4 protein-coding genes are annotated in these 4,217 nt (G+C 64.1%); 1 reads left to right on the top strand and 3 read right to left on the bottom strand.

Translation table 11 applies throughout. The features are described 5' to 3' along the window. The first annotated feature begins 134 nt into the window (after positions 1-134). Positions 135-1,256: an ABC transporter substrate-binding protein gene (locus CN311_RS30805; protein WP_097577352.1), complete on the top strand. Its 1,122-nt coding sequence runs from the start codon at positions 135-137 to the stop codon at positions 1,254-1,256. Between the two features lie 100 nt (positions 1,257-1,356). Here the strand turns inward: CN311_RS30805 and CN311_RS30800 are convergent, their stop codons facing one another. From CN311_RS30800 to CN311_RS30790, 3 genes are all read right to left on the bottom strand, one after another. Next, on the bottom strand, positions 1,357-3,321 hold the full coding sequence (locus CN311_RS30800) for an acetyl/propionyl/methylcrotonyl-CoA carboxylase subunit alpha (RefSeq protein WP_097577351.1): 1,965 nt from the start codon (positions 3,319-3,321) through the stop codon (positions 1,357-1,359). Positions 3,322-3,370: 49 nt separating this feature from the next. Then, positions 3,371-3,706 (bottom strand): hypothetical protein, encoded by a 336-nt coding sequence (locus CN311_RS30795; RefSeq protein ID WP_097577350.1) that lies wholly within the window; start codon positions 3,704-3,706, stop codon positions 3,371-3,373. Positions 3,707-3,772: 66 nt separating this feature from the next. Beyond that, the gene (locus CN311_RS30790; protein ID WP_097577349.1) at positions 3,773-4,150 is read right to left on the bottom strand and encodes a hypothetical protein; all 378 of its coding nucleotides are present in this window, start codon (positions 4,148-4,150) and stop codon (positions 3,773-3,775) included. Between the last annotated feature and the right edge of the window lie 67 nt (positions 4,151-4,217).

Genomic DNA, 4,217 nt, shown 5'->3' with positions numbered 1-4,217 from the left:
GGTCAAACAGAAACGTTGCAGGCCCAATCGAGCGGCGTCAATGCGCCTAGACAGGCCCAATGAAGGATGAAATTGTCCCGGCTTCTGAAAGAAGTGCGGCTGGAACGGCTGCGCGAGCCTGGGAGGAGTTCACCATGAAAAAATTGAATATTCTGAGCGCGGCCGTATTCGGCCTGATGATGAGCGCGCCAGTCGCCTTCGCCGACGACATCACCTTTTCGGTGGTCGGACCGATGACCGGTCAGCTTGCCACCATCGGTGACCAGTTCAAGCAGGGCGCGCAAGCCGCCGCCGACGCGATCAACGCGGCCGGCGGCATCGATGGCCGCCAGGTCAAGCTCGACATCGAGGACGACCAGTGCGATCCGAAACAGGCGGTTTCGGTCGCCAACCGCATCATCGCCGACGGCGTCAAGTTCATCGACGGCCATGCCTGCTCCGGTTCGAGCATCCCGGCCTCCGCGGTCTACGCCGAGGCCGGTGCGCTGATGATGAGCCCGGCTTCGTCGAACCCTGTGCTGACCGACGCGGCGGCAACTGCCGGCTGGCCGACGATCATGCGCCTCTATACGCGCGACGATGCCCAGGGCGCCTTCATCGGCCCGTGGATCGCCAAGAAATATGCCGGAAAGAACGTCGTCATCCTGCATGACAAGAGCGCCTACGGACAGGGCGTAGCCGATGCCGTCAAGGCGACTATGAACGCCGGCGGCCTCAAGGAAGTCATGTATGAAGGCATCAACGCCGGCGAGAAGGATTATGCGGCCCTCGTCACCAAGCTGAAGGACCTGAAGGCGGATGTGGTCTATTTCGGCGGCTATCATCCCGAGGCCGGCCTCATCCTGCGCCAGTCGGCGGAACAGAGCCTCAAGTTCCAGCTCATCATGCCGGATTCGATCGCGTCGCCGGAGTTCTGGCAGGTTGCCGGCCCGGCCGGCGAAGGCACCATGTTCGTCTTCCCCTCGGATCCGCAGGCAAAACCTGAGGCCAAGGAAGCCATCGAGAAGATCAAGGCCGGTGGCTTCGTGCCGGAGGGCTTCACCCTGTTCTCCTACGCCGTGATCCAGGCCTTCGCCGAAGGCATCAAGCGCGCCGGCAGCGACGATCCTGCCAAGGTCGCCGAAGCGCTGAAGAATGGCACGCCGATCAGCACCGTGGTCGGTTCGGTCACCTTCGACGAGAAGGGCGACTTGAAGAACGCCAGCTACGACATCAACCAGTGGCACGATGGCAAATACGCGCCGATCCAGCCGTAATCTCTGCCGTTGCCACGTGGCAGTTAGAAAATGGCCGGGCTTGCCTGGCCATTTTTATTTCGGCCGCCTGCACCTCGGTTGAAAGATCGCGGCGTGGAGCTCAATCGTGGGCTTGCTCGGCAAAGCGCACCAATACGGTTCCGTCGGTGACCTGCGCCCCCTCTGCCGCGATCTCGGCGATCACGCCGTCATGGGGCGCCGAAATCATGTGCTCCATCTTCATTGCCTCCAGGATCAGCAGCGGCTGGCCCTTGATCACGGCATCGCCCTTTGCCGCGCGCACCAGCTTGACCAGCCCGGGCATCGGCGCGCGCAGACTGCCGGAAGCGGCTGCGGCTTCCTCGGCTCTCGCCAGCGGGTCTGGCACGGCGAAACTGTAGCCTATGGCGCCCGAAAATACCGTGACGTGACCCGGCCAGAGGGCGAGGCGAGGGGCGGCGGGCAGGTCATGCGAATTGGCGCCGTCATAAGGTGGGTCCAGCGCCACCTGGAACCGCCCGTCCGGCCGCACCGAGACACGCGCGAGAATATCATCCTCGCCATAGCGCAGCCGCGTGCGCCGCGCGACCGTGTGGAAATGCGCATAGTCGGCAAGCGCCGACCATGGGTCGTCGGAGGGTTCTAGAGCCCCGGCGCCGGACGCCGCAAGGGCTGCCGCGGCAACAATCTCGCCACTCGGCGGCGGGACCGAGGTCAGTGCCTGCTGATGTCGGCCGATCAGGCCGGTGTCGACATCGCCGGCGGCAAAATCCGCGTCAGCCGCAAGAGCCGCCAGAAAGGCGGTGTTGACCGTCGAGCCGGCGATCTCGGTTTGCGAAAGCGCTGTTCCCAGCGCGTCGAGCGCCGCCTGCCGGTCCTTGCCGTGGACGACCAGCTTGGCGATCATCGGATCGTAGAAGGGCGAGATGGCATCGCCAGCCCGCACGCCGGTCTCGATGCGCATGCTGGCGCCCTCGGGGGCGGCGACTGGAAATTTTAGATGATGCAGCGTGCCCGTCGCCGGCAAGAAGCCCCTTGCCGGATCCTCGGCATAAAGGCGCGCCTCGAATGCGTGGCCGGAGAGCTGGATCTCGCTTTGCGTCTTCGGCAGCTTTTCGCCGGACGCCACCTTGAGCTGCCACTCGACCAGATCGATGCCGGTGACCATTTCGGTGACGGGGTGCTCGACCTGCAGGCGGGTGTTCATCTCCATGAACCAGAAGCGGTCCGCCTTCAGTCCCTGCGAGGCGTCGACGATGAACTCGATGGTGCCGGCGCCGCAATAGTGGATCGCCTTGGCAGCCTTGACCGCCGCCTCCGTCATCGCTTTGCGCAGCGCCGGCGTCATGCCGGGCGCGGGCGCTTCCTCGATCACCTTCTGGTGGCGGCGCTGCGCCGAGCAGTCGCGCTCGAAGAGATGCACGGCATTGCCAAAGATATCACCGAACACCTGCACCTCGATGTGGCGCGGCTTGTCGACATATTTTTCCACCAGGACGCGGTCGTCGCCGAAGGCGGCCTTCGCTTCGCGCCGCGCGCCCGACAGCGCTTCGGAAAAATCGTCGGGATGTTCGACCCGCCGCATGCCCTTGCCGCCGCCGCCGGCGCGCGCCTTGATCAGCACGGGATAGCCGATCTCGCGCGCCTTCGAGGCGAGCAGCACGATCTCCTGCGCCTCGCCATGGTAGCCCGGCACGACCGGCACGCCGGCCTTCTCCATCAGCCGTTTGGCAGCGTCCTTCAGCCCCATGGCGCGGATCGAGCCGGCCGACGGCCCGATGAAGACGAGGCCCGCCGCCACCACTTCGTCGACGAAGTCAGGGTTTTCCGACAGAAAGCCGTAGCCGGGGTGGATAGCTTCGGCGTCCGTCGTTTTCGCTGCCGCGATGATCTTGTCGCCGCACAGATAGCTTTCGCCGACGGGCGAGGCGCCGATATGCACCGCCTCGTCGGCCATCTCGACATGCAGGGCCCGGGCATCGGCGTCGGAATAGACGGCGACCGTACGCACGCCCAGCTTGCGCGCTGTGCGGATGACGCGGCAAGCGATCTCGCCGCGATTGGCGATCAGTATCTTGCCGAACATGGGACCTCCCGGATCCGCCGCGGGCAGTCACGGGTCGGCGTTCGCCCGTCTATTTCGAAGCCGCGATCTGACAATCGCCGCTGGATGCCACCTTGTAGTGCGCCCGGGCGGATTGGCAGGATTTCATTGCCATTTCCTCTGCCGCCTTTTGCGAGGATGCATTGTAGTGGGCGCCGCACAGGACGTAGCCGTCTCTGACCCGCACAAAAGCCGTCGTCGCGTAGGCCGAGTGGCCGCTCGCAGCGACATAAGCCTTGTAGGCCTTTGTACACTGGTCCTTGGCGTTGCTGGGCAGGAGTGGCGAAAAACGCTTGTCGCCCTCGCTTCCAGCCAACGATCCCGCCGCCGCGGAGAAAACCGTCGCCAACGTTAGGAGCGTCGCCATGATGGATGCAGTTCCGATGTTTGGAGATATCACTGTATTCCTCTTGGGAAGTTTCCCGGCTCCAGCCTACTTGGACGCCGCGATTGCGCAGCCGCCGCTCGCCGTCTTGACTTTCCATCTCGTCAGGCCGGCCTGGCAGTTGCGAAGCGCCAGGTCTTCCGCCGCTTTCTGGGATGGTGCGTTCAGCTTCGTGCCGCAGATGATGTAGAGATCGACGACGCGCGAATAGAACGTCGTCGCGTAGGCCGAATGACCGCCCGCCGCGACATAAGTGTTGTAGGCCCTGGTGCATTCGTCTTTCGGATTCTTGGATATGGCCGGCGGGAAACGCTTGTCGCCCTCGCTTCCGGCCAGCGAGCCCGCCGCTGCAGCTCCAGATATTGCCATGACAATCAGTCCGGCCAGCGTCGGCACAGCCGCGCCCTTGATGTTCGAGAAATTCATTCCAGTCCCCTCCGGAGGCAAAAGCATCCAGTCTGATATCTATTTGGAGGCGGCGATGCTGCAGGCG

Source organism: Mesorhizobium sanjuanii (genome assembly GCF_002529485.1).
Lineage (GTDB): Bacteria > Pseudomonadota > Alphaproteobacteria > Rhizobiales > Rhizobiaceae > Mesorhizobium > Mesorhizobium sanjuanii.
The sequence above is the reverse complement of the archived record's forward strand: the minus strand, read 5'-3'. Positions and strand labels throughout refer to the sequence as shown.